This is a genomic window from Endozoicomonas gorgoniicola (assembly GCF_025562715.2).
In the GTDB taxonomy this organism is placed as follows: Bacteria; Pseudomonadota; Gammaproteobacteria; order Pseudomonadales; family Endozoicomonadaceae; genus Endozoicomonas_A; species Endozoicomonas_A gorgoniicola.
Genome location: NZ_JAPFCC010000001.1, coordinates 4,914,155 through 4,937,126 on the forward strand (window position 1 = coordinate 4,914,155; position 22,972 = coordinate 4,937,126).

At 48.6% G+C, this 22,972-nt stretch carries 24 protein-coding genes; 11 read left to right on the forward strand and 13 right to left on the reverse strand.

Annotation, left to right across the window (positions count from 1 at the left end; all coding sequences use genetic code 11):
• Window positions 1-77: 77 nt before the first annotated feature.
• Window positions 78-1,496, forward strand: coding sequence for an L-fuculokinase (fucK, locus tag NX722_RS21970; RefSeq protein WP_262565015.1), 1,419 nt, complete (start codon window positions 78-80; stop codon window positions 1,494-1,496).
• A gap of 241 nt (window positions 1,497-1,737) precedes the next feature.
• On the forward strand, window positions 1,738-2,334 hold the full coding sequence (locus NX722_RS21975; protein ID WP_262565016.1) for an ATP/GTP-binding protein: 597 nt from the start codon (window positions 1,738-1,740) through the stop codon (window positions 2,332-2,334).
• An 18-nt stretch (window positions 2,335-2,352) separates the two neighbouring features.
• On the opposite strand, the gene NX722_RS21980 is transcribed toward NX722_RS21975, so the two are convergent.
• Complete coding sequence (locus NX722_RS21980) at window positions 2,353-3,129, reverse strand: exodeoxyribonuclease III (RefSeq protein WP_262565017.1); 777 nt, start codon at window positions 3,127-3,129, stop codon at window positions 2,353-2,355.
• A gap of 411 nt (window positions 3,130-3,540) precedes the next feature.
• On the opposite strand from NX722_RS21980, the gene pyrE reads away from it, so the two are divergent.
• Window positions 3,541-4,185 carry an orotate phosphoribosyltransferase gene (gene pyrE / locus NX722_RS21985; protein WP_262565018.1) on the forward strand — a complete coding sequence of 215 codons (645 nt, stop codon included), beginning with the start codon at window positions 3,541-3,543 and terminating at the stop codon, window positions 4,183-4,185.
• Between the two features lie 52 nt (window positions 4,186-4,237).
• Here the strand turns inward: pyrE and NX722_RS21990 are convergent, their stop codons facing one another.
• From NX722_RS21990 to NX722_RS22015, 6 genes are all read right to left on the reverse strand, one after another.
• The gene (locus NX722_RS21990) at window positions 4,238-6,319 is read right to left on the reverse strand and encodes an alpha-amylase family glycosyl hydrolase (protein WP_262565019.1); all 2,082 of its coding nucleotides are present in this window, start codon (window positions 6,317-6,319) and stop codon (window positions 4,238-4,240) included.
• Window positions 6,320-6,507: 188 nt separating this feature from the next.
• On the reverse strand, window positions 6,508-7,098 hold the full coding sequence (gene slmA, locus NX722_RS21995) for a nucleoid occlusion factor SlmA (RefSeq protein ID WP_262565020.1): 591 nt from the start codon (window positions 7,096-7,098) through the stop codon (window positions 6,508-6,510).
• Entirely contained in the window at window positions 7,091-8,029 is a 939-nt protein-coding gene (gene argB / locus NX722_RS22000; protein WP_262565021.1) for an acetylglutamate kinase, read from the reverse strand. The genes slmA and argB overlap by 8 nt, the downstream gene beginning before the upstream one ends.
• A gap of 139 nt (window positions 8,030-8,168) precedes the next feature.
• On the reverse strand, window positions 8,169-8,624 hold the full coding sequence (gene dut / locus NX722_RS22005; protein ID WP_262565022.1) for a dUTP diphosphatase: 456 nt from the start codon (window positions 8,622-8,624) through the stop codon (window positions 8,169-8,171).
• Entirely contained in the window at window positions 8,621-9,850 is a 1,230-nt protein-coding gene (gene coaBC / locus NX722_RS22010) for a bifunctional phosphopantothenoylcysteine decarboxylase/phosphopantothenate--cysteine ligase CoaBC (protein ID WP_262568707.1), read from the reverse strand. Before coaBC ends, dut begins: the two co-directional genes overlap by 4 nt.
• 119 nt (window positions 9,851-9,969) lie before the next feature.
• Complete coding sequence (locus NX722_RS22015; RefSeq protein WP_262565023.1) at window positions 9,970-10,944, reverse strand: sugar-binding transcriptional regulator; 975 nt, start codon at window positions 10,942-10,944, stop codon at window positions 9,970-9,972.
• Between the two features lie 340 nt (window positions 10,945-11,284).
• Between NX722_RS22015 and NX722_RS22020 the strand changes: the two genes are divergently transcribed.
• A complete protein-coding gene (locus NX722_RS22020) occupies window positions 11,285-11,530 on the forward strand; it encodes an HPr family phosphocarrier protein (RefSeq protein WP_262565024.1) in 246 nt (81 codons plus the stop codon).
• Window positions 11,531-11,697: 167 nt separating this feature from the next.
• On the opposite strand, the gene NX722_RS22025 is transcribed toward NX722_RS22020, so the two are convergent.
• Entirely contained in the window at window positions 11,698-12,027 is a 330-nt protein-coding gene (locus NX722_RS22025) for a helix-turn-helix domain-containing protein (protein WP_262565025.1), read from the reverse strand.
• Window positions 12,011-12,265 (reverse strand): type II toxin-antitoxin system RelE family toxin, encoded by a 255-nt coding sequence (locus NX722_RS22030; protein ID WP_262565026.1) that lies wholly within the window; start codon window positions 12,263-12,265, stop codon window positions 12,011-12,013. The genes NX722_RS22025 and NX722_RS22030 overlap by 17 nt, the downstream gene beginning before the upstream one ends.
• A gap of 171 nt (window positions 12,266-12,436) precedes the next feature.
• Here NX722_RS22030 and radC point away from each other — a divergent pair, with 171 nt between their 5' ends.
• The 6 genes from radC to NX722_RS22060 all read left to right on the forward strand — a co-directional run bounded on the left by radC (window position 12,437) and on the right by NX722_RS22060 (window position 16,646).
• Entirely contained in the window at window positions 12,437-13,126 is a 690-nt protein-coding gene (gene radC, locus NX722_RS22035; RefSeq protein WP_262565027.1) for a RadC family protein, read from the forward strand.
• 337 nt (window positions 13,127-13,463) lie between these two features.
• A complete protein-coding gene (rpmB, locus tag NX722_RS22040; RefSeq protein ID WP_034879091.1) occupies window positions 13,464-13,700 on the forward strand; it encodes a 50S ribosomal protein L28 in 237 nt (78 codons plus the stop codon).
• A gap of 20 nt (window positions 13,701-13,720) precedes the next feature.
• Complete coding sequence (rpmG, locus tag NX722_RS22045) at window positions 13,721-13,888, forward strand: 50S ribosomal protein L33 (protein WP_034879088.1); 168 nt, start codon at window positions 13,721-13,723, stop codon at window positions 13,886-13,888.
• A gap of 207 nt (window positions 13,889-14,095) precedes the next feature.
• Window positions 14,096-14,419 carry a hypothetical protein gene (locus tag NX722_RS22050; protein WP_262565028.1) on the forward strand — a complete coding sequence of 108 codons (324 nt, stop codon included), beginning with the start codon at window positions 14,096-14,098 and terminating at the stop codon, window positions 14,417-14,419.
• 138 nt (window positions 14,420-14,557) lie between these two features.
• Window positions 14,558-15,880 carry a prephenate-dependent tRNA uridine(34) hydroxylase TrhP gene (trhP, locus tag NX722_RS22055; RefSeq protein WP_262565029.1) on the forward strand — a complete coding sequence of 441 codons (1,323 nt, stop codon included), beginning with the start codon at window positions 14,558-14,560 and terminating at the stop codon, window positions 15,878-15,880.
• Window positions 15,881-15,941: 61 nt separating this feature from the next.
• Window positions 15,942-16,646, forward strand: a complete 705-nt coding sequence (locus NX722_RS22060; protein WP_262565030.1) for a hypothetical protein — start codon at window positions 15,942-15,944, stop codon at window positions 16,644-16,646.
• A 5-nt stretch (window positions 16,647-16,651) separates the two neighbouring features.
• Here the strand turns inward: NX722_RS22060 and NX722_RS22065 are convergent, their stop codons facing one another.
• The 3 genes from NX722_RS22065 to NX722_RS22075 form a co-directional block, all read right to left on the reverse strand.
• Window positions 16,652-18,010, reverse strand: coding sequence for a GPW/gp25 family protein (locus tag NX722_RS22065; RefSeq protein ID WP_262565031.1), 1,359 nt, complete (start codon window positions 18,008-18,010; stop codon window positions 16,652-16,654).
• Between the two features lie 211 nt (window positions 18,011-18,221).
• Window positions 18,222-18,650, reverse strand: coding sequence for an H-NS histone family protein (locus tag NX722_RS22070; protein WP_262565032.1), 429 nt, complete (start codon window positions 18,648-18,650; stop codon window positions 18,222-18,224).
• 544 nt (window positions 18,651-19,194) lie between these two features.
• Window positions 19,195-19,410 carry a hypothetical protein gene (locus tag NX722_RS22075; protein ID WP_262565033.1) on the reverse strand — a complete coding sequence of 72 codons (216 nt, stop codon included), beginning with the start codon at window positions 19,408-19,410 and terminating at the stop codon, window positions 19,195-19,197.
• A 204-nt stretch (window positions 19,411-19,614) separates the two neighbouring features.
• Here NX722_RS22075 and NX722_RS22080 point away from each other — a divergent pair, with 204 nt between their 5' ends.
• Window positions 19,615-21,426, forward strand: a complete 1,812-nt coding sequence (locus tag NX722_RS22080) for a Na/Pi cotransporter family protein (protein ID WP_262565034.1) — start codon at window positions 19,615-19,617, stop codon at window positions 21,424-21,426.
• 37 nt (window positions 21,427-21,463) lie between these two features.
• Here NX722_RS22080 and ppx read toward each other — a convergent pair whose 3' ends face one another.
• Window positions 21,464-22,966, reverse strand: a complete 1,503-nt coding sequence (gene ppx / locus NX722_RS22085; protein WP_262565035.1) for an exopolyphosphatase — start codon at window positions 22,964-22,966, stop codon at window positions 21,464-21,466.
• Window positions 22,967-22,972: the final 6 nt, after the last annotated feature.

Genomic DNA, 22,972 nt, shown 5'->3' on the forward strand with positions numbered 1-22,972 from the left:
CTTCTTTTAAGAGGTCTTAGTTTAATCGTTCTCGAAATATCTGCCGGTCACCAGACCTGTTGCAAGAAGGGGAAGTTATGAGGCAAGACGTTGTAATTGTTCTCGATTGTGGTGCCACCAATGTCCGGGCTATCGCCATTGACACCCGTGGGCATGTGGCAGCGAAAGCAGCGCGACCCAACGCAACCAGCCCCTCTATAGAAAATACTTCATGGCTCGTCTGGCCTTTGGATGACCTCTTTAAAAAACTCTGCCTCTGTTGTCAGGACGTCGTACAAACAGTCAGCCCCGAACAGGTAAAAGGCATCACAGTCACGACTTTCGGCGTGGACGGAGGGCTGGTCGATAACAACGGAGAACTGATTTATCCGGTTATCAGCTGGAAATGCCCACGTTCCAGCACTTTCATGCAACACCTGGAGAGGTACTTTAATCCTGAAGAAGTAGTGGTTCGCACCGGCGTCGGTCATTTTGCCTTCAATACCCTGAATAAACTGATCTGGTTCAAAGAAAACCGTCCGGAATTACTGACCAGCGCCTGCGGCTGGATGTTTATCAGCTCGTTATTCACTCACAAGCTTACGGGGCGAATGACCAACGATGCCACCATGGCTGGCACAGCACAGCTGACAGACCTGAATACGCAGTCATTCAGTAAAACCATTCTTTCTGCACTGGGCATCAGCACGAGTTTTTTTCCGGAACTGGTGCAGGCAGGCGAAGTGATCGGTTTATTGCTGCCAAAACCTGCGGAAACACTTGGCTTACAACCAGGCATCCCGGTGATATCAGCAGGTCATGACACCCAGTTTGCAGTTTTTGGTTCAGGAGCCAGTGAAGATCAGCCTGTTTTATCTTCGGGTTCATGGGAAATTCTGATGGCCCGCACCCGCAAGATCAGCTCATTATCATCAAATAGCCCGGGAAATGGATTCACCTGTGAATGGGATGCTCAAAAGGGCTGTTACAACCCCGGCGTTCAATGGCTGGCATCGGCGGTACTGGAATGGATTGGCAGACAGTTTTATCCGGAGCTGGAAGGTTCAGAAAAATATACCGGTATGATTCATGAAGCTTCCAGTGTGCCACCAGGCTGTAACGGCGTGAGCGTCAATCCTGATTTTTTGACCGGTGAAAACGACAAAACCTGCGGAGCTATCAGCGGCCTTACCCTGAACACTCAGCGCGGCAGTATTTACAGGGCAGCTCTTGAAGGTTTGAGCGGCAAGCTGAAAGCCAGCCTTCAACTGCTTGAACAGGTGGGAAATTTCTCAGCTGCCGAACTGATTCTGGTGGGTGGCGGTTCAAAAAATCAACTCTGGAACCAGATCAAAGCTGATACATTGCAAATCCCCATTAAAGTACTCAGGGAAGCTGATACCACCGCACTGGGCGCTTCCATGTTCACCATGACAGGTGCAGGGTTGTTTGAAAGTCCTGAATCAGCCAGAGCGGCGTTCGACCTGAAATACCAGACCATTTATCCCGGCAGGTAACGATTTTCACAAAGCAGCAATCGGGCTATATGCTATTTTGGTATCACTATTTCAGTTGGCATCAGGCAGCACTTAGATATTGACGGGGCATCAGAGTAATCACATTAAGGTTGCCTGTGTACCGGAAGACAATCTGAAAGGCGTCGTTCAGGTCTTTGTTGCCCAGTCTCTGACCCGGAACATACGTGTTTATGTCGCTGGAGGTATTGAGCTTTGACTGTGGAGCTTTGACTGTAGAACTATGATGATTTCAATCATTGGCTCTAATGGCACCGGTAAAACGACCCTGATCAACCAGCTACGCCGACACCCCGGCAACGACTGGCCAGTGTTTTCTGATTACTACAGAAGTACCGCCAAAAATCTGGGTTACAGCCGGCCAAGGGATATTCTGCTGGAAGACAGTCCGAATAAAGACAACACGATTACCGCCATGACATCGGCAGCGCTGGGAGCCATGCAACAATGGTTGAATACTTCAGCCCCTGACGGGTTTATTGACCTTGGCCCACCCGCCCTGCTGGCTTACCAGCGTTACTGGATGGCTGTCTGCAAAAAAACTGTCTCGCCTTATCTGTTACATCTCTGCCGGAAAATCTCGGATCAGATCGATGGTTACATTTACCTGCCCAGCAATCATTTTCCTATTGAAAAAGACGCTATGCGTTCAGCCGACCCGATTTTTCAACAGGACGTGGATCAATGGGTTAAACGATGCATTCAGGAATTGGAAATACCTGAACAGAAGCTGTTGTCAGTCAGCAGTGGAAACATTGGGGAGAGGGTAGAGGAAGCGTCTGACTGGTTAACCGGTTTAGCTCTCACGCCTGAAGCGTGAGAGCTGATTCGGGATTTCTTAAAGGCTAAGTTCCCAGTCGTAATCGATGATCACCGGACCATGTTTGGAAAAGGTCTGGTTCTTATAGATACCGCCACTCAGAACACGACTGCGCATACCGGCAGTAATAATCTGATAGTCCAGACGAATACCCATGTTGTCATTGCGCAGGGAGTCATCTTCCCAATAACTGTATTTGCCCGACTCACGATCCATTTCACGATAAGCGTCGTGGAAACCCATATCACCCAGCAAGCCTTCCATCCAGCCACGTTCAGCAGCCTGGAAGCCGGACACTTCTTCCTGCTCACGCCAGTTGGCAACATCAATCTTGCGATGAGCAATGTTCCAGGTACCCGCCATAATAAACTCACGACGCTTGCGACGTTGTTTGTTCAGGTGGTGGGAATAGCTGTCCAGGAAGCGGTACTTAAAGTTCTGGCTTTCGTCGTCGTGACCTTCCGGTACGTACAGACTGGCGATGCTGATCTTGTCAAAATCCGCCTGCAGGTAACGGCCTGTTTCATCCGCTTCAGGGAAGCCCAGGCCACTGATAATCGCTTTTGGCGCCTGACGTGTATAAATGGCAACACCGCCACGGTCTGGTCTCTGATAGCCGCCGTAGGCGTAGCAGAAGTAACCATCGAGCTGGAACCGGTCCTGCTCCATCGTATAGTCATCCTCACGGATGTCCTGCAGACAGATAACATCGGCATCCTGCTCATTGAGCCAATCGAACAGGCCTTTTTCTCGCGCGTTATTAATGCCTTCGCAATTGAAACTGATAACTCTCATTATTGACTACACCTTGTCCGGGTCAGAGACGCTGCGGACATAAAGCAAAAGTCTGGCAAGCAACGCCTAACCGCCATTACTTGTGACAGACCTGCCTGATACGGCTTAGCACTCTGGTCTTAACACTTCTGGTCAAAACCAGCCGCCGGTCAAACTCGACCGATCTAAATAGGCAGTACCAGGAAAAAATGGGGAACTGTATCGCACAAATGATACAGGTTCGGCAAAACAATGTTTATCCGCATAAATGCGGCTCCTGACCAGACAGCCATAAGCGAAAGTAAATAATAAAAAGCATTTACCGCTAAAATCACTCATGAACATCCATAGGCTCACCCAGCGCTATACATGGAGCCTGACGGCGAATAAAATGCACAGCCATTAACCAATATGGAACAGGTTGAATAGCCAATGTTTGATTACCAGAGAGAATTTATCGAGTTTGCCCTGCAACAGGAAGTCATTCGATTTGGTGAATTTACACTCAAGTCCGGTCGTAAGTCCCCCTACTTTTTTAATGCCGGCCTTTTCAATACCGGCGAAGCCATGAGCAAGCTGGGCAAGTTCTATGCCCGGGCACTGGTTAATTCCGGAATCGAATTCGATATTCTGTTTGGACCCGCCTATAAAGGCATTCCGCTGGCAACCGCTACAGCGGTGGCATTGTCTGAACAGCATGGGCGTAACGTCCCCTGGTGCTTCAACCGTAAGGAAGTGAAGGATCACGGCGAAGGCGGCAATATTGTAGGTGCATCTCTGGAAGGCCGTGCAATCATTGTCGATGACGTCATCAGCGCAGGGACTGCGGTTCGTGAAGTCATGCAGATCATTGAACCTTCTGATGCCAAACCTGCCGCTGTAATGATAGCACTGGATCGTCAGGAAAAAGGTCAGGGTGAACTGTCAGCCATTCAGGAAGTAGAGCGAGACTTTGACATTCCGGTCATCAGCATCGTTAAACTGAAAGACCTTCTGAGCTATGTCGAAGATGAGGAAGCGTTCAGGCAGTTCGCGCCAGCTATTCGGGCTTATCGTGAACAGTACGGCGTCGAATAAACGACACTGTTTTCAAGGCTTCCTGTACGACACAGGAAGCCTTTTTCACTGTTTACTGACAGCGACCTATATATAGACTTCCGGATCGCCCGGTAGGGTCAATTCTGAAACTGTAGACATATTCGCCGGGTTCCGGAATAACAACGCTGGACTCAGTGCCATAGCCCGATGCCGGTGCCATGTCCTGTATAACCCCCAACTGTACCGGTGCTGAACCTTTCACCGCCATTTCCGGACTCCACCCTGAGCTGGCAAACTTGAATGAAAAAGCGGTAGAAGCCGGTTCATTCACCACCACCTGATACAGGTTATCCCCCTTAAAACGGAATTTTCGACTATCCGGAGTTGCCATGAAATTGTTGCCGCCCCGGTAGCTGCCCCGTATCCACATATCTTTACCCAGAGGCCCTGCGCCTGTGGCATCCGGAATATCACAACGAGCCATATCGTCTGTTATCGTCGACACTTGCCCGCTATCAGTCTGGACTTCAGTGGCTGCTTCTATATTCAGGAAGCGACTTTCAAGCGCTTGCAATCGAACATTATAGACATCCTGCTCAACCGCAGTGACGGTTCCGTCCATCAGGTCAGTCAGAGAGCCTTCACTGCCGATGGCAGAACCATGAATCCGCAGCAACACATCCTCATTACTGACATTGACCAGATATAAAACATGATCGTCGTCTAAATCCTTGCGATCAATATAAATTCGGTCGTCTGAGTAAATATGAGTTCTGGCACCTTTGGACAACGCCGGGTGCTGATCACGCCATTGCATCAGCTGGTTGAAGTAGTGTCGTAAATCGACTTCATCCTGAGACAATTCAGACACTTCAGTTTGCCCCGAGATACGACCAACATGGTCGTCGCACAACCCTCTCATGGCACAGGTGTCGCCTGAAACCGGCTGGCTGAAACCTTCCGTGCGCGCGCCGATTTCGTCGTTATACAGCCACGTGAGTGGACCGGAATAAGCCGCCATAAAGCTCATGGCAGCACGATGTCTGGCCCAGTAATCTTCAGACCCATAGTCTGCCAGTCTGGCACGCTTGAGCAGGTTACCAAAACGGGGAACGTCGTGAGTACTGAGCATCAGATTCGGCATCGCATGATCAGGGTAATTGACAGACTTAGCCATGGCATTGGCAAGGTGGGTAGCCGGACGACCATGGTTACCTTCCTTGTCACTGCCAAAGGTTTGTACGACAGCGGTTCTTACAGGAAAGTCAAAAGCTGAATCAAGTGCCGGGGCCTCATCGGTACCATAACCGGTTTCTGCAATGTAACCGGCATCGTTCCAGATTTCTCCCACCATGTAACCTAAAGGATGAACGGTTTCACCCAGGTCGTTTTTATAAGTGACGGTCTGTGACGCCTCCTCAACCGCAGTTCGAAGTTCCGGCCAGAACCTCACAGGCACCTGATAGGCCTGATCCAGACGCCAGCCATCAATCTTCAGCTCTTTGATCCAGTAAGTCGCTACTTCCTTGAAGAAATCCAGGTCATCAGGATAGATCGCCTCACGTCCAACACCCGCCTGAGGTTTACCACCCTCAGATAACGTCAGACCCGAAGGGGAAGGGTAGTTGTTTGCATTGTTTTTGAAGTGTCCGAACACTCCGTCAAAGAAAACGTATAGTCCTCTGCTATGGGCTTCCTGAACTAATGTGCGGGCGTCGTCCATGGAACCAAAACGAGGGTCAATGGCAAAATAGTTACTGGCAAAATAACCCGTCGCATCCAGCTTGTCAGCCCAGACATTCTGATCAGCCATTGGTGCGCTGTGGAAAATCGGTGTCAGCCAGATGGCGTTAAAGCCCGATGCTTTGATGTAATCAAGGGATTGAGTGACGCCCACCAGGTCACCATGATGATGACTGGTACCATAACCATCACCAAACCCTGTTGCCGGATCACCGTCGGCAAACGCTTCGGTCATGATATGGAAAATACGCAGGTCACAAAGCTCTGAACTCTTTTTGCTGTTACAGATTAACCGGCTCTCCTGTTCACCCAGTGCAGCAGTTATCTCAACCTGGTCGTTTACCTGGCCATCTTCTGCTGCTTTATCTGGCATAGAAACGCAACTCGCCAGCAATACGCTGATACTTACAGCCAGTAGAGACTTCTTCATTCACTTCCCCCTGATTATTTTATTTCGTGCTGTATTATCGGGGGGAATGATCAGGGGCTCGATATGTAAAGCTTTTCAGTTATATTCGCTGTCCGCTGTCCGCTGTCCGATTTCCGTTTCCCGCTGTTGGGGATATGAGCAGCGGGCGACGGGCGACGGGCGGCGGACGACGGACAGCAAAACGTCGCTTATCGAAAGACGACGGTCGACGTATCCCGCCACTGATCCAACCACAGCTCGGTAGGCTTGCGTTTAAATTCACTGCGTACAAACTGGCTGATGCGTCCTTCGGCCAGTGCCAGAATCATGTTGGACGTCGTGCCAACCGTAGAACGTGTGCGCAGACCTTCGTTAAGTTCCGCTTCACGCAATATCTGCTTGATCTGGGTTTCCAACCGGTCAAACAACTGGATCATTCGGTGACGCAGACGATCGGGCTCCCCTGCCAGCGCATCACCATTGATGATTCGGGTCAGCCCCGGATTACGCTCGCAGAACGTTAACAACAACGTCAGAATTTTCTCGCAACGCCTCAGGGCTTCCGGCTCATCGTCCAGAATCAGTGCAATGCGGGAAAACAGGGTTTCTTCTATAAACTCGATCAGCCCCTCGAACATTTTCGCCTTACTGGGAAAGTGCCGGTAAAGTGCCGCTTCCGATACGCCAACTTCCTTAGCCAGAGCAGAAGTAGTAATTCGAACTCCCGGAGATGTTTCCAGCATATGTGCCAGAGCCTGCAGGATTTGATCTTTACGAGAAATTTTCTGTGGTTTAACCATTACAACCAGATACCGTCTCCACGTGTTCTCCGGTAATCAGGGTGCCAACGCCCTGGTCGGTTAACAGTTCCAGCAACAATGCATGGGGTACTCGCCCGTCAATGATCAGTGCTGTGTTAACCCCATTACCGACAGCGCTCAGGGCGCACTGAATTTTGGGCAACATGCCACCATAAATGGTGCCATCATCAATCAGGGCCTGAACCTGTTTAGCATTCAGGCCGGTTAATAGCTCGCCATCCTTGCTCAGCAATCCCTCGGTGTTAGTCAGTAGCAGCAGTTTTTCAGCCTTCAGGGCTTCAGCCAGCTTACCTGCCACCAGATCCGCATTGATATTGTAAGAAGCGCCTGCATCATCGACGCCAATGGGAGCAATGACAGGAATAAAGTCAGAGTGTTGCAGCATTTCGACAATGCTGGTGTCTATAGACTCCACTTCACCCACCTGCCCGATATCAATAATTTCAGGCACTGTCATTTCCGGCGTTTTATGGGTCACTTTCAGGCGTTTTGCCCGAATAAACCGACCGTCTTTCCCGGTAATGCCAACTGCTCTGCCGCCATTGCTGTTGATCAGGGAGACAATTTCCTTGTTGACCAGCCCGCCAAGCACCATCTGAACAACGTCCATTGTGCTGGAGTCAGTCACTCGCATGCCCTGAACAAACCGGCTTTCCAGGTTTAGTCGATTCAGCATTTCACCAATCTGCGGACCACCACCATGCACCACAACCGGATTAATACCCACTGCTTTGAGCAACACCACACTGCGGGCAAAGCTGCGCTTCAGTTCATCGTTTTCCATGGCATTGCCGCCGTATTTAACGACAATAGTTTTACCAGCGTATTGCTGGAGGTAAGGCAGAGCTTCAGTCAGCACCAGCGCCCTGTCCTGAAAATCTACCCTTTCTGTCATTGTTTCCGGGGGCATGGTCGCCTGTTCCTTATGACTGTTTGTTGTCTGAATCACCAGTCAAAATGAACAGCTACTTTAATTCATTTCAACTGGAATAGTACACGGCCTGAAGTCAATATTATTTGATTGAATATAGATACAGATTTATTTGTGATCAGTGCTTGCCGGTATGACCAAACCCGCCTGTACCACGGTCACTTTCTTCAAAACTGTCAACAATATCCAGCTCAGCCTGAACCACGGGCACCAGTACCAGCTGGGCAATGCGCTCGCCAGGCTCGACAGTAAAGGTGGTATTGCCCCGGTTCCAGCAGGAGACCATCAGCTGTCCCTGATAGTCGGAGTCAATCAGCCCAACCAGGTTACCCAGGACAACGCCATGTTTGTGGCCCAGCCCTGATCGAGGCAGAATCATAGCTGCCAGGGAAGAGTCTTCAATATGAATAGCCATTCCGGTCGGCAACAGTTCCGTCTGTCCGGGCTCCAGAGTCAGCGCTTCATTGATGCACGCACGCAGGTCGATACCCGCAGAACCATCGGTGGCATGGGCTGGCATTGGGAACTCATTGCCCAGGCGGTTATCCAGAATACGGGTTTTAATGGATCTCATGATTCCTGCTCTCTTTTCCATTTGTGGTAGCCACGGGAAGCAACACTCAAAATTTTACGGGCCAATACTTTCTTGGAAGCTCTTGGGAGGGTTTTCTGCAAGCCTTCGGCCAGTATGGTGACTTCATTCACGTCACTGGAAAAACCAATACTTTTATCGGAAACATCATTGGCGACAATCATGTTCATCCCTTTCTTCTGCATCTTGTTGGCCGCATACTCGATGACATTGCGGGTTTCAGCAGCAAAGCCAATCACAAAAGGCGGATTGTCCAACGCGGCGACAGAAGCAGCGATATCCGGATTTCGCACCAGCTTGAGCTCCAGAATTTCTTCTGTATTGTTGGGATCTTTCTTGATCTTGTCTTTCAGGATCTCAACCGGACGATAATCGCTGACCGCTGCGCAACCGATAAAAATATCCACACCTTCAATATTCTCCTGAACCGCATCATGCATTTGCTGAGCGCTGATAACATCAATAGTCTTCACCCGGCCAGGCTTATCGATACTCACCGGACCACTCACCAACGTCACTCTGGCACCTGCTTCTACTGCGGCTTCAGCAAGGGCATAAGCCATTTTTCCAGAGCTGTGATTAGAGATGAACCTGACCGGATCAATATCTTCACGGGTTGGTCCCGCAGTGATCAATACATTCCGGCCAGTGAAAATATCGTGTTTAAACATTTCTGCGGTATGCAGGGTAATCAAATCAGGATCCAGCATACGCCCCGGGCCAACATCACCACAGGCCTGGCTACCGTCAGCAGGACCAAATATTTTCAGCCCTTTTTCAAACAGTTTTGCTACGTTCTCCTGAGTCGTGGCGTCGCGCCACATCCCCTGATTCATGGCTGGAGCCAGACAAATGGGCGCTCCCGTTGCCAGGCACAGGGTTGTTAACAGGTCATCAGCCTGACCACCCGCAATGCGGGCAATAAAATCAGCTGTAGCAGGTGCAACAAGAACAATATCCGCCCACTTCGCCAGTTCAATATGCCCCATGCCAGCTTCTGCACGGGTATCCAGCAGATCAAGGTGTACCGGGTTGTGGGAAAGAGCCTGAAGCGTCAGTGGCGTGATGAACTCACAGGCTGCTTTTGTCATTACAACCCGTACATCCGCCCCCAGCTTACAGAGCGATCGTATCAGTTCAGCACTTTTATAGGCAGCAATACCACCGGTCACGCCGAGGACGATCCGTTTATTGCATAAGCGTTGCATGGAGGTTCCTGAAAAGTTAGTACAGAATTTTATCCGGGCTATTTTGTCTGAAATGGTTGAAAGATAACAGTCGTTATCCTGCTTTGTTATTTTGTCCATGCAGGCATTCTGTGCGATGACTACAGTGCTTTTTCAGCCAGACTCAGTAAAGCCAGAGCATTGTTAACGGTTGTCGCCAGAATAGTGATGCTGCCTGTCTGTAAGGCACCAAAGGTAGCCAGAACTTTTGAGTTTTCACTGGCTATGCCTATCACTTCTGGCATCTGTTTTAATTCAGAGGTTGTCAGGCCAATGATTCGACCTTTTATACTGGATTCAACGCAGCTGCCATCCAGCCGGAAGAAGTCGTAACCCATCATATCGCCCACTGCTCCCTGCTCCCGTCGTGCATTCACCAGGTCCTGAGCACTGAACCAGCCCAGATTTACCATATGACTGTTTTCGTTCAGATCGCCAATACCCACAATGCCAACATCTGCTTTGCGGGCTCGGTCCAGAGCCTGCTTGACGGTGTCATTCTGCTTCAGCTGTTCCACCAGTTTCGGGGAATCAACAAAAGCCGGGGCATAAAGAGTCTCGGAAACGCCGTCAAAGCATTTAGCCAGCTTCCGGCAAATATGGTCAGCATTGATCTCGTCGCCTGCCGGATGCGTTCCTCCAATGGCTGACACGAAACGAACGTTACGGGGGTGAACAAATGTATTGGTTTCAGCAATGGCGGCAATATTTCTTCCCTGACCTACCGCAACGACATCACCATCTCGCAATGTATCCGACAGGTACTTGAGAACGACCCTCGCCACCTGCTTTCTCTGCTTTTCTTCCGAGGACTGGTCAATGGCGACAAGTGCCGTCTTTAATCCGAAGGCTTTCTGAAGTTGCTGTTCGAGGTTGGTGCTGTAAACCGGGTGATGCCTGATATTGATTTCAACAATGCCATGGTCCCGGGCTTTCTTCAGTAAGCGGCCGACTTTTATTCTTGATATTTTGTGCTCTCTGGCAATGTGATCCTGAGTCCAGCCTTCCTGATAATAGAGAATAGAAACCCTGGTCAGTAACTCCGTGTCAAACTCTGTGCAATCAATAGACTCCATTTTTTCCTCATCATTTGCTGAGCGGCCACATTATGTTCAGCACAAGATCGAATGAACACCTTCTGACGATGTCAGGCACCGGATTATTGACTCAGATCAAAATAATGCCCGATAAAATCGACAATCATATGAACATCGTCAGATCATATGATCTTGCTCAAAAAATAACTAAATAATGAATAGCTTTATCCAGCAATGGCTAAAAGTTGATCTGATATATTGATACAGCTGCATAAACGACAACCACAGCAGTAAAACATTTGACCAAAAACAGTTCTGTGTGTTTAAGGCCATTTTTATTTATACAGGGAGAGAGAGCTATTCGCTTTCTGACAGGATTATGAAGACATTAACTATTAACTCAGGCACCGCACTCAACATCAAAAATCGCTATCACAAGTTTATGAAGGTCTGCGGCCTGTTCGACAGCAAAGTAGTGTTTGAAGCGAATAATACTGTGACTGATATCCACTCAGGCAGCGGGCTGATGAGTTCAATCAGACGGGATGAAAGCATTACTCTGCGCATAACGGGCAAGGATGAATCTCAGGCGGCTATTTTAATCAAAGAGTGCATTGGTTACTGAGAGAGAGGCTGTTTGGCAGGGCTAGTTCAGCTAAGCGCTAAAAACCATGCATGCAAAACCTTCGCGGGAATGGCGGTTGTATGGATATAAACGCTTGTCAGCACTAGCTGAACTTGCCGACACGAGCGAATGCCGTGTTAACTCAGAAAGGGTAAGTCAGTTAACCGCTATTCCTTTAGCTGCAATGTACTGATGCCAAGGGCATTAGCAACCCGTTCAAGGGTCTTCGTTTGAGGTTTTGAATCAGACTTTTCAATCTGTGCCATTGCGCTCTGGCTGATCCCCAGCCGGTCAGCCAACTGTTCCTGACTCAGCTTTTTATGTTTACGCCATGCAGCAATCAGACTATGACCCTTTAGCTGAAAGCCTACGACTTCGTGAGGGAAGTAGACCTCGTTATTCTGCCCGGTCAGTTGCAGCCATTGGTCGTAAGGCACAACCGCAAAGGCAGGTTTACCGGAATGGGTAATGATTTGAACGTCAGTAGGTATGTTCATTTCTGAGTTTTACCTCCTCGATGGTGACAATGCGTATGCCGCCGTCGAAATTAAAAAAGATTCTGTATCGACCCACCCTTAACCGGTAATCGTGCCGGTGGTTAGTCAGTTTTTTTATGTTTTGACACGCCGGGAAGTGTTCCAGAGCTGACGCTTCCCTGTAAACTTTGCTGGCATCCTGCCTTGGCAGCTTCAGAAGTTGTTTCCGGGCTTTATTAGACCAGCTTATTGTATTCATATCTTATAGTATAAGATAATTTATAAACTTTAATCGTTTTAACCAGCCCTCTCAATTGGGAGCTGACGCTCTTATTTGTCTCTGAAAAAAAACGGTCAAGTCACCTGGAATGGAATTTTCTCCTGTCTTCCCTGTCAGATATGAACACATTCATCTGAGAACCCGTTGTTCATGCCTGACTCTCACAGCCAAGCCTCTCAGCCGCCCTCTGAGCGCCCCAGAGAGAAACTGTTAAACCATGGGGCTGAGTCCTTAAGTGACACTGAACTGCTCGCTATTCTGCTCAGAACGGGCTCTAAGGGTGTGGGAGTGATCGAGCTGTCCCGAACGCTGATTCATCATTTTGGCTCACTGGATGGGCTGCTGAGCGCCAGACCAGCCCAGCTCAAACGTTTTAAAGGGCTTGGACAGGCCAAAATCGCTGAATTGCAGGCGATTCTGGCCATCTGTCAGCGTGTACTGGAACACCGGGTAAAGGAGGGCGATGCACTGACCAGCCCCGACAGCACCCGGCAATATTTGCAAATGCATTTCAGAGGCCAGACCAGCGAGCAGTTTGCCTGTCTGTTTCTGGATACACGCCATCGGGTGATTGTGCTGGAAACACTGTTTTACGGCACTATAAACTCTGCAGCAGTTTACCCTCGGGAGATTCTGAAGCGGGCTCTGGCGTTAAATGCCAGTGCGGTTATTCTCAGCCATAATCATCCCAGCGGCGACCCGGAACCCAGCCAGGCTGATATTCGTATTACCCGGATCATCAAACAGGCATTAGAACTGATTGACATTAAATGTCTGGATCATATGATTGTCGGCCGGGGTCAGATTGTGTCCCTGGCTGAAAGAGGTTTGCTGAATTAAGTCAACCGTACAATAAATCCCCTGCTGATGGCCTCAATGTCTTGCGAGACCAGCATTTCACAAGGGGTTGTAGGTAGAAGTTCGCCCGGTGCCAACTTGCGATTAAGGCTTGACTCTGGTATAAAGCCCGATCTTTGTTTGAGGGTAACTGCTGAGAGCTCTGGCTCATGATTTAATAAGGAAATGCGGTTTTATAGCTTAATAAAGAGCTTAATAAAGCGTATTTTCTGGCTCATGGCTGTTTGGGCTGGAATAAGCAGACTCTGGAATTCAGTTTAGTTTTCCGGCCTGATGGCTGGATCATTGTTTAGACAGATAGCTTTGAGAGGCCATCATAATGTCCAAAGTTTGTCAGGTTACCGGCAAGCGCCCGGTTACTGGGAACAACGTATCCCACGCGCAAAACAAAACTCGTCGTCGCTTCGTGCCTAACCTGCACTCCAAGCGCTTCTGGGTTGAGAGCGAAAATCGCTTTGTACGCCTGCGTGTTTCCTCCAAAGGCATGCGCATCATCGACAAGAAAGGCATCGACGCTGTTCTGGCTGACATGCGCGCCAACGGTCAAAAAATCTAAGACAGCGGGAGCAATAAGTCATGGCAAAAGGTATTCGCGAGAAGATTAAGCTGGTTTCTACGGCTGGTACTGGTCACTACTACACCACCAACAAGAACAAGCGTAACACTCCAGACAAGCTCGTATTCAAGAAATACGATCCTGTTGTGCGCAAGCACGTCGAGTACAAGGAACACAAGATCAAGTAAGATCGACGGTTTCTCAAAAAAACCAGACCCGATTCAATCCGGTCTGGTTTTTTTTGTGCCTGTAAATTTTTCAGAAAAAATGCATAACTATTCAATTGATTTATTGAAATATGTAATCGTTTTCAGTAAAACTCCCTCTCGACCAGCGCAGACGAATTATTCATGATAAGTGCGCCGAACCCCATCAGTAAGAGCTTTTGACTGATTATGATGTACCACAACACGTTATCCGAAACCGCCTCTGAAGTTGTCGCTGAAAAAGCTTTCGACCAGATTGAGGCGTTAAGCGAAACCTTTACGACACACGAAGCATCGGAAGCCAGTGAACTGGCTGTTCAGGTTTATCTGGATAAAGGGGCATCGGCAGAGTTTCAGCAGAAGGGTGGCAAAATTGTTGTGACAGCGGATCGGACTCCGGCAGGACCAATGGCAAGAGTGCTGGTAAAAGAAGGCACCGTATCCTGGCGCAGGGTTAACGTTCATATCCGCCTGAAAGACGACACACGCCTTATGCAAACCTTCGAGGTCTAACCCATTGTCTCTGTCAGGTAGCTAACCTTATGGCTATCTGACGGCTACCTGAAGTTGTTTGCAAAACTGCTTATTTCCTCAAACCCTGCCACTGATATAATGCGCCCCCTGTCCTGCAAACAGAGCATAATCAGATCGATGAAACCTGAACTCCTTTCCCCCGCTGGCACCCTGAAAAACATGCGTTACGCCTTTGCTTACGGTGCCGACGCTGTATACGCTGGCCAGCCTCGCTACAGCCTGCGTGTTCGCAACAACGACTTTAAGCTGGAAAACCTTGAGAACGGCATTAACGAAGCTCACGCCCGGGGCAAGAAGTTCTATCTCGCCAGCAATCTCGCGCCCCACAACAGCAAGGTAAAAACCTTTCTGAAGCATATGGAGCCGGTGATCGCGATGAAGCCGGACGCTCTGATTATGTCAGACCCTGGTCTGATCATGATGGTGCGTGAAACCTGGCCGGATATGCCAGTGCATCTGTCGGTACAGGCCAACGTCGTTAACTTTGCCACCGTCAAGTTCTGGGCGAAGCAGGGGGTTGAGCGCATCATCCTGTCCCGCGAACTGTCTCTGGATGAGATTCAGGAAATTCGTGAAGAAGCGCCGGAGATGGAAATCGAAGTGTTTGTCCATGGCTCCCTGTGTATTGCTTACTCAGGCCGCTGCCTGTTGTCTGGTTATATCAACAAACGTGACCCCAACCAGGGTACCTGCACCAATGCCTGCCGCTGGGAGTATCAGCCCCATGCTGCAACAGAAAGCTACACGGGTGAGGTAGTGCCACTGGCAAAGCCTGAAATGGTTCAACCCACTCTGGGGCAGGGCGCACCAACAGACCAGATTGTGCTTTTGCAGGAAAAAGGTCGCCCTGAGCAATACATGCCTGCTTTTGAAGATGAGCATGGCACCTACATCATGAACTCCAAAGACCTGCGAGCTGTACAGCACGTCCACCGCCTGACCGATATGGGAATTCACTCCCTGAAAATTGAGGGGCGCACCAAGTCATTCTACTACGTGGCTCGTACTGCACAGGTTTACCGGAAAACGATCGACGATGCCGCCGCAGGTCGCCCGTTTGACAGGAGTGCAATGGATACGCTGGAAAATCTGGCTAATCGCGGCTTTACCGAAGGTTTCTATCGCCGCCATGTTCACGACGAATACCAGAACTATGAGACCGGCAACTCCCGTGGGAACAAACAGCAATTTGTCGGGGACATCCTCGACTTCGACGGACAACAAGCCACTATCGACGTGAAGAACCGCTTCGAAACCGGTGACACCATGGAGTTGATGACACCAAAGGGAAATATTGCCTTCACCCTGGATAACATCGAAAACAAACACGGTGAATCTGTTTCTGTGGCTCCTGGCTCCGGTCATAAGGTGAAAATTCCGGTACCGGAAGGTGTTCAGCCAGACGAGATGTCTCTGCTGGTACGTAATCTCCCGCAGTAACTATTTGAAGCAGCTGTCAGAAGTCACTATCAGAAGCAACTGTCAGCAGTTGCCTTAACCATTGAAGGCTCATTTGGCCGTGTCGTCGGTCGATAGAGCCTTCATGGATTTCAAAACCTTTACCAAACTATTCTCCGGCTCACCGTTCAAGCCGTTGCTCCAGCATCGCGAATTAATACTGGATGCACTGTTACATCTAAACCAGCAGTTTCACAACCTGAACTCCGACCAATCATTTAATGCTCATTCTTCTAAGTGGATAAAGGCTTTTCCCGGTCAGCTCGAAAAGCTGGAACATGAAACACTACAGCGTCTCCATCAGCCATTCATCACCTCTCAGCCCAAAGACGTGGTGATTAACACACTACAAATACAGAGCGCTCTCGCCCATGAAATTTGTCGTCTGTCAGAGCGACTGGGTTACCGGCCTCTTAACCTGCCATCGGAGTTGATAGTACCCATAAATGTGCTGGCCCGTCAGTTTGGTCAAACGACCTGTCAACTCAGGCAGGGCATCGACGAGCTTGAGCAGTTAAGTGCCAGCGGATACAGAAAACGGCACAAGAGTTCTCTGCACAGGTTAAGAAAGCAGCTGGCACTCTACACTGACGAACTTAGAGACACCAGTCAGGAAATCAGGCTCCACGCCTGCCAGCTTGAACGTCACATCGACCCGGTTGATGTGGCGCTCTTATTTTTAATCCTTGATAGCATCAGTGATTTAGCGTTGTGGATGCGCTCCCTGATCGTGCATCTTCAAAACTGATCCACTCAAAACAAGGCAAAAGCAAAAGGCAGGATTAAAGGAATAATCCATGCTGTAACAGTACGGGCAGAGCTAGTGCGGGCAGAGCTATAGCTTTGTGTAAATGATGAATGCCCTGACATCTCTGAAGAGGTAGACGATATATAACCCGTCATATCAATATTGTCGCTATAAGCGTCATGGTTGTTCAACAGCTTTAAAGGGTTATCTGAATTCATTTGCACGAAGTATTTATAGTGGTCAGGGGTCGATGAAAAGTAGTTGTTAACACTGGTTCTGATCAGGGTCGTGAGAGCCCCCGTATCAAAAGCACTATCACCTTTTGGCACATAAAGATAAGAATTGGATACGCTTATAAAGATTTTATTTTTTCTTATCGAGGGTATTGAGTTGGGGACGGCTTTCGATTTGATAATACTCCCCTTGTGCAGGTTGCTGTAAAGCCGTGAGTGGGCAATGTGTATTCTGGGAACCAGTGTTCCCCGCTCTACAACCATCATACTCCTGTTTGAATTCAGTATATTTTTTGGCTTAGAAGTGGTTCGAATAATATCTGACCAGCCTATGATTATGATGCTTTTTCCCTCAGCATAAATAAGTGGAAAATTGCCCTCTGACTCAAAGGCATTCAAAAACACACCAAAAATAGACAGCCCTGCTTTTCCTGTGACAGAAAACCAGGCTTTCTGAGATTTGGCATCAGCAGAGTCGGAGCCAGTTACTGATAAAGCAGGAGCGAGCTTAACAGTCGCAGGCTTGTCGCTTTCTATTCCCGGCATAATACCATTCTGATGGCTTTGACCAAGGCTGCAGATTGTCAGAGAAAAATCCGAAATGTCCATTGAATCTTTCATTTCATAGGGAACTTTAGAGGCTTTCAGAAGAAGGAGTGCGATCGGCAGCCTGGTACCACCTAGCGACCCGGTTCCTGAATAGTCCTGAATCCCGCCAGATCCTGATCCTGATCCGGAAAATATAGAGTCTTCGTCATCACTGTTAAGAGGTATGATATCGTTTTTTGTTGTTTTAAATTGAGAGAGCATTTTTTTTATACGCCGTTCAAAACGATAATGTTGTTCTGTTCTTCTGTTAGTCTCCGGCTCAAAATAAAAACTCGAGTCAGGTAAACCAAAATCTGCCGAAGGCGTTTTCGGTAAAGAGCGTCTGGGTAAAGAGCGTCTGATTGATTCGAGGTGAACGAGCAGATCGTCTCCCGGTGATGCTTCTATGACCGTATCGTAATGAACCGGATCACAGGGATTGAAAGGATCCACCGGCTGATGACTGCCACTGGTTACAGGGGATGCTCCGCAATAACCACTTAAAACTGCCACTATAAACGCAGGAAGCGATTGATTTAGCATAAGGTACACCACTACTCTTTGCATTCGATATTCGGCCTGCCGAATAGAGTAGATCAATGCTTAGTAGTTGAGTGGTTCATTTATCTCAGAATTGAAGTGAATTTTTTGAGCAGAACACACCCTGTGCCTGTATGGAAATCTATGCACAGGGTGTACTCAGATTAACCGTTATATCAGGAGTCTGTCGGACTTAAGGCTGCCCTGCTGACCCCTAGTCGTTATCAACTATACAGTCGGTTCGCTTCTTGTTCGTTCGATCAAGGTAGTCCTGGAAATCTTTGGGCAGGCGCCCGGTCGTTGAACCATACCAGCGAACAATGTCTCCCGATATGGTCTGGTATTCAAAGTTGTGCTTGCTGACATTGCGCTTGCGCTTGGATTCTTTCCCCATTTCATCCAGCAGGCTTAGGTCAGAAATAGACAGGCCCCGTTCGGCCATGGCTTTCTTGATTTCTTCGATACTGCGCTTTTTCTCTTCGCGCTTGACCTCTTCGGCCTCTTTCTCATTGAACTTTTCCTGCAGTACCTCATTCATACGATTTATTATTCGCTCCATCTCTTCAGCATTCACGTCTTTGAAAAGAGAGCGAATTCTGGTTTTGCTGCCTAATCTGTGATGAAGTTCTTCGAATATATTCATTACTCTACCTCAGTGGCCAATCCAGATAGAAGGTACATTATTAAATGCCTGCTGAGCCTTTGGTAATCCTGAGCTGCAGCGGTGTTTAACAAAAACCATCTATCCTCCCTAACACCAGGTAACTGTTGACAAGTTACGCATAACTCAAGTGGAATATCCATGACATAAAGCCAGCCATTGATTCAGTGGAATAGACTTTCAGTTCATAGATTACACCACCTTGCCGTACGACCATGGCTATTTAACGATACGAAAACCACTTATACGACCAGCGCTGGATACTTTTTTTGCGTGCTTTTTCAACACTCACTCGCAATAATAATAACAACAGCCTGTATAATAGCTGTCATTATTTATTTCGAAATTTTTTTAAGGCAAAAATTATCGTTATTCTCAAACATTGAGTTCTTTGAAACGATAAGGAGCAAAAGGCAGAGTGTGACTGCGAAAAACAGAAATGTAATTAACACTCAGACATTATCTTCTCATATGAAAAAACGGTCTTTTTATTGCAGTACTGATGGTAAAAATTGCATTTTTATAGTCAGCAGCCATGGTCGTTTTGCCTGACTTTTTTGAAAGGCACTTCCTGCAACGTTTCCTGCAATGCAGAACCAATGGACGCAATAAGGTCTGCCGGGCGATATTCCCTGACTTCCCCATTATCCATCAATACTTTCACCCAACCCGTTTTCAAACTCTGGAACAAACGACCTTCTTCAAATGTATTTCGGTCTTTTACTCTTAAAGTGCCATTCATTGCTTTTCTTAGCCCGCTCAAAATCCTGAGCCTCTATTATCGGTAGCCGCTGTAGACACTTTAATGACATTTTTACGACCGATTGAAGACACCTGACACAGGCTGCCATAAACGTAAAAATTCGCCACTGAACACTGTAGAGCCTGCACCGTAACGCCGATAAATCAGCCTATAGCCTGAGTAGCTACCAATGGATGAGGCTTTATGCTTAGTCGACTTTTTTTACCATCAGCCCTGCTGCTATTGATTTACGGGTTCTGGGTCAGCCCGGAGTTCAAAATCATTGCTGCCGGAGTCGCTATATTTCTGTTTGGCATGGTTTACCTTGAACAGGGATTCAAGGTGTTCACTGGTGGGCTGTTGGAAAATATTCTGCAAAAAACCACTGACAAAGTTTGGAAAAGTCTCAGCTTTGGTATTGTTTCAACAGCCATTTTGCAATCAAGCTCGCTGGTTTCCGTCATTGTTATTTCATTTCTCAGCGCAGGACTGATTGGGCTGGCAGCCGGTGTGGGTATTATTTTCGGTGCCAACCTGGGCAGTACAGCAGGCGCATGGCTGGTTGCCGTGTTTGGTCTGAAAGTAAAATTATCTGCCTACGCTATGCCAATGCTTGTGATTGGCTTGCTGCTGAAAACTCAACGGGCGAAAAAACTTAATGGTTGTGGCTTTATTCTTCTTGGCATCGGCTTTCTGTTTCTGGGCATTCACTATATGAAAGAAGGCTTCGAAGCCTTTAAAAGTGCAATAGACCTTGCCGAATACGCCATGGACGGTTTTGCCGGGCTGATGGTTTACACCATGATTGGCATGGTCGCCACCGTTATCATGCAGTCGACCAATGCCACAATGGTACTCACCTTCTCTGCTCTGGCGATTGGTCAGCTTTCTTACGAAAACGCTCTGGCCATCGCTATTGGCTCCAACATAGGTACCACCATTACCGCTATTTTAGGCGCAATCAGTGCCAATGCCGAAGGTAAACGATTGGCCGTCGCACACCTGGCCTTCAATGTGATTACTGCACTGCTTGCCATTATCCTGATTGAGCCCCTGATCAACCTGGTTAATCAGATTGCCGAATACCATGGTGTTGCCAGTAACAACTACACACTCAAACTGGCTATTTTCCATACTCTGTTCAACATTCTGGGCATGCTGATACTGCTTCCATTTCTGGGTTTGATGGTGAAATGGTTACAGTCTCTATTCCGCGATCAGTCTGCAGCAAAACCCCTCAACCTTGCCAGTCACGATGGAACTGAGCCGGAAAAAGCGATCTACCTTAACCCGGTTACACTCAGTTATCCGGATACCGCTATGCGGGCTATGACGAGGGAGTGCGCACACTTGTACCGCAACGCACTGGAAATCATCTGTTATAGCATCTATCTATCTGGTGAAAAACTGCGAGAAACCGACAATCTGGAAGAGCTGGTCAAAAATTGGAAAAGAGAAGAGCAGCCCTGGACTATCAAGGACCTGTATATCCGCCATATCAAAGGCATTTATGCCGATATCATCCAGTATTCCGGAGCGCTTGAAGGTCGCCTGCCAAAGCAACAGGCTCAGGAACTGTTTGCCCTGAAAGTGGCCTGCAGAGATTTTGTACAGGCCATCAAGCACGTAAAGCATATTTATAAAAATATGGGTAAGTACACCGATTCAGAAAATGAGCAGATTCGGGAGCAATACAACCAGCTCAGGCTCTGCATTGCGTCGGTTTTGAAACTGGTTGACCTGTTGGGCGTAAAACGCCGGTACAGCCATATTCGTGAGCATACTGACCAGTTAAAACAGGAGCTAAGGGAGCAGGACAAGCAAACCAACACAGCCCTGAATGAATTGATTCGTTCCGGTCAGGTTGATGCCTATATGGCCAGCTCCCTTCTGAACGACAGCGCTCATGCGCATGATGCCTGTACCAACCTGATTGATGGTGCTGTGATTATGTTGACCAGAGACAGTGAGGAGTATCACGATTTTGATGTCACACCAGAGATCGCCCGTTCATAACAAACCGGATACGGCTGAGCAAAGCCCAGCCAGATAATCAGTCAACAACCAGCCAGTACCCTACCCGAATCTGTTCGATTCGCTCCCGCTCAAAATCCGCTGCCGTTAGCGTATGCTGTTTCAGCCATTTCTTAGGGAAAGAAACCGTCAGCTTTTTATTGTCAGCTTCAAGAGAGTAGGTAAACCCGTTATCCGCACCTTTGATATGATTCAGCACAATGGCGATTCGTAGCAGAATGGTCAGTTTCAACAACCTGCTTTCTTCATCATCACTGTCAATCAACGTCCTGGGGATTGTGCGCCGGTGTCCTCTGACCAGAAGAGCCAGCTTGCGCTGCTGCTCCTTGCTGAAGCCCATTAAATCGGAGTGATGAATCAGGTAAGCACCATGACGATGGTACTGGGAATGGGAAATATCCAGCCCGACTTCGCACACCAGGGCAGCCCAGGACAGTAACTCCCTTTCGCCCTGGCCTAATCCCCATTTTTCTGCCACCTGATCAAAGCAGCACAAAGCATGCTGACGAACCGCTTCCGCATTGCTCTGGTCCACATGATAACGTTTCATCAGGGCAGAAATCGTCCGGCCACGAACATCTTCATGCCGGTCACGCCCCAGCATGTCGTACAACACCCCTTCCCGCAGAGCGCCATCGGAATACTGCATCTGCTCAATATCAAACGCATCAAAACAGGCGATTAAAATCGCCAGGCCTGCAGGGAAAATCGTCTGCCGTTCGGGCTTCAGTCCGGAAAAGCGGATACGATCTGTGCGGTTGAATACCAGCAGATCATGTTTCAGTTTATTCAGTCGTTCCCGGGTAATAACATCCCCTTCGCCCATTGCCTGAAGGATACTGCTGACCGTACGAATAGACCCTGAGGACCCCACAGCATCTTCCCAGCTAAGCTCCCGATACGTTTTCTCTATATTCAACAGTTCCAGTCGGGCGGCATAATAAGCTGACTGGAAACGTTCCGGCGACAAATGCCCACCGGAAAAAAAGCGGTCATTGAACGTCACACACCCCATGTGCAAGCTCTCAAGCAGCCGGGGTTCAAAGCGCTCACCAACGATCAGTTCGGTACTGCCACCGCCAATATCCACCACCAGTCTGCGATCATTATCATCAGCCTGAGTCTGGGCAACCCCCAGATAAATCAGTCGCGCTTCTTCGCGCCCGGCAATGATTTCAATGGGATAAGGCAAAATTTTTGCGGCACGTCGAACAAATTCGTCGCTGTTTCTGGCTTTTCTCAGCGCATTGGTGCCAACAATTCTGATGGCCTGAAACGTTCTGCCTTTCATGTACTGGGCAAACTGTGCCAGACAGTTAAGTCCACGCTCCATGGCTGCATCAGACAAACTGCCATCTTTTGCCAGCCCGGCGGCTAGCTGAACTTTCTCGCCCAACCGTTCCACAGGCCGGATTTCTCCCTGGTCGACCCGGGCCACAATCATATGGAAACTGTTAGACCCCAGATCAATAGCCGCTACCAAAGGCTGGCCGTCTGTCTCACTTTGACCGATTTCTCTCATGATCCT

Excerpts from the sequence above, each read along its gene's own strand:
- fucK (WP_262565015.1), top strand. The coding sequence starts at position 78 with ATGAGGCAAGACGTTGTAATTGTTCTCGATTGTGGTGCCACCAATGTC.
- NX722_RS22020 (WP_262565024.1), top strand. The coding sequence starts at position 11,285 with ATGAAGACATTAACTATTAACTCAGGCACCGCACTCAACATCAAAAAT.
- slmA (WP_262565020.1), bottom strand. The coding sequence starts at position 7,098 with ATGGTTAAACCACAGAAAATTTCTCGTAAAGATCAAATCCTGCAGGCT.
- NX722_RS22015 (WP_262565023.1), bottom strand. The coding sequence starts at position 10,944 with ATGGAGTCTATTGATTGCACAGAGTTTGACACGGAGTTACTGACCAGG.
- radC (WP_262565027.1), top strand. The coding sequence starts at position 12,437 with ATGCCTGACTCTCACAGCCAAGCCTCTCAGCCGCCCTCTGAGCGCCCC.
- NX722_RS22030 (WP_262565026.1), bottom strand. The coding sequence starts at position 12,265 with ATGAATACAATAAGCTGGTCTAATAAAGCCCGGAAACAACTTCTGAAG.
- NX722_RS22050 (WP_262565028.1), top strand. The coding sequence starts at position 14,096 with ATGATGTACCACAACACGTTATCCGAAACCGCCTCTGAAGTTGTCGCT.
- NX722_RS22065 (WP_262565031.1), bottom strand. The coding sequence starts at position 18,010 with ATGCTAAATCAATCGCTTCCTGCGTTTATAGTGGCAGTTTTAAGTGGT.
- NX722_RS22075 (WP_262565033.1), bottom strand. The coding sequence starts at position 19,410 with ATGAATGGCACTTTAAGAGTAAAAGACCGAAATACATTTGAAGAAGGT.
- NX722_RS21990 (WP_262565019.1), bottom strand. The coding sequence starts at position 6,319 with ATGAAGAAGTCTCTACTGGCTGTAAGTATCAGCGTATTGCTGGCGAGT.
- coaBC (WP_262568707.1), bottom strand. The coding sequence starts at position 9,850 with ATGCAACGCTTATGCAATAAACGGATCGTCCTCGGCGTGACCGGTGGT.
- NX722_RS22025 (WP_262565025.1), bottom strand. The coding sequence starts at position 12,027 with ATGAACATACCTACTGACGTTCAAATCATTACCCATTCCGGTAAACCT.
- dut (WP_262565022.1), bottom strand. The coding sequence starts at position 8,624 with ATGAGATCCATTAAAACCCGTATTCTGGATAACCGCCTGGGCAATGAG.
- ppx (WP_262565035.1), bottom strand. The coding sequence starts at position 22,966 with ATGAGAGAAATCGGTCAAAGTGAGACAGACGGCCAGCCTTTGGTAGCG.
- pyrE (WP_262565018.1), top strand. The coding sequence starts at position 3,541 with ATGTTTGATTACCAGAGAGAATTTATCGAGTTTGCCCTGCAACAGGAA.
- NX722_RS21975 (WP_262565016.1), top strand. The coding sequence starts at position 1,738 with ATGATGATTTCAATCATTGGCTCTAATGGCACCGGTAAAACGACCCTG.
- trhP (WP_262565029.1), top strand. The coding sequence starts at position 14,558 with ATGAAACCTGAACTCCTTTCCCCCGCTGGCACCCTGAAAAACATGCGT.
- rpmB (WP_034879091.1), top strand. The coding sequence starts at position 13,464 with ATGTCCAAAGTTTGTCAGGTTACCGGCAAGCGCCCGGTTACTGGGAAC.
- NX722_RS22080 (WP_262565034.1), top strand. The coding sequence starts at position 19,615 with ATGCTTAGTCGACTTTTTTTACCATCAGCCCTGCTGCTATTGATTTAC.
- NX722_RS21980 (WP_262565017.1), bottom strand. The coding sequence starts at position 3,129 with ATGAGAGTTATCAGTTTCAATTGCGAAGGCATTAATAACGCGCGAGAA.
- argB (WP_262565021.1), bottom strand. The coding sequence starts at position 8,029 with ATGCCCCCGGAAACAATGACAGAAAGGGTAGATTTTCAGGACAGGGCG.
- rpmG (WP_034879088.1), top strand. The coding sequence starts at position 13,721 with ATGGCAAAAGGTATTCGCGAGAAGATTAAGCTGGTTTCTACGGCTGGT.
- NX722_RS22070 (WP_262565032.1), bottom strand. The coding sequence starts at position 18,650 with ATGAATATATTCGAAGAACTTCATCACAGATTAGGCAGCAAAACCAGA.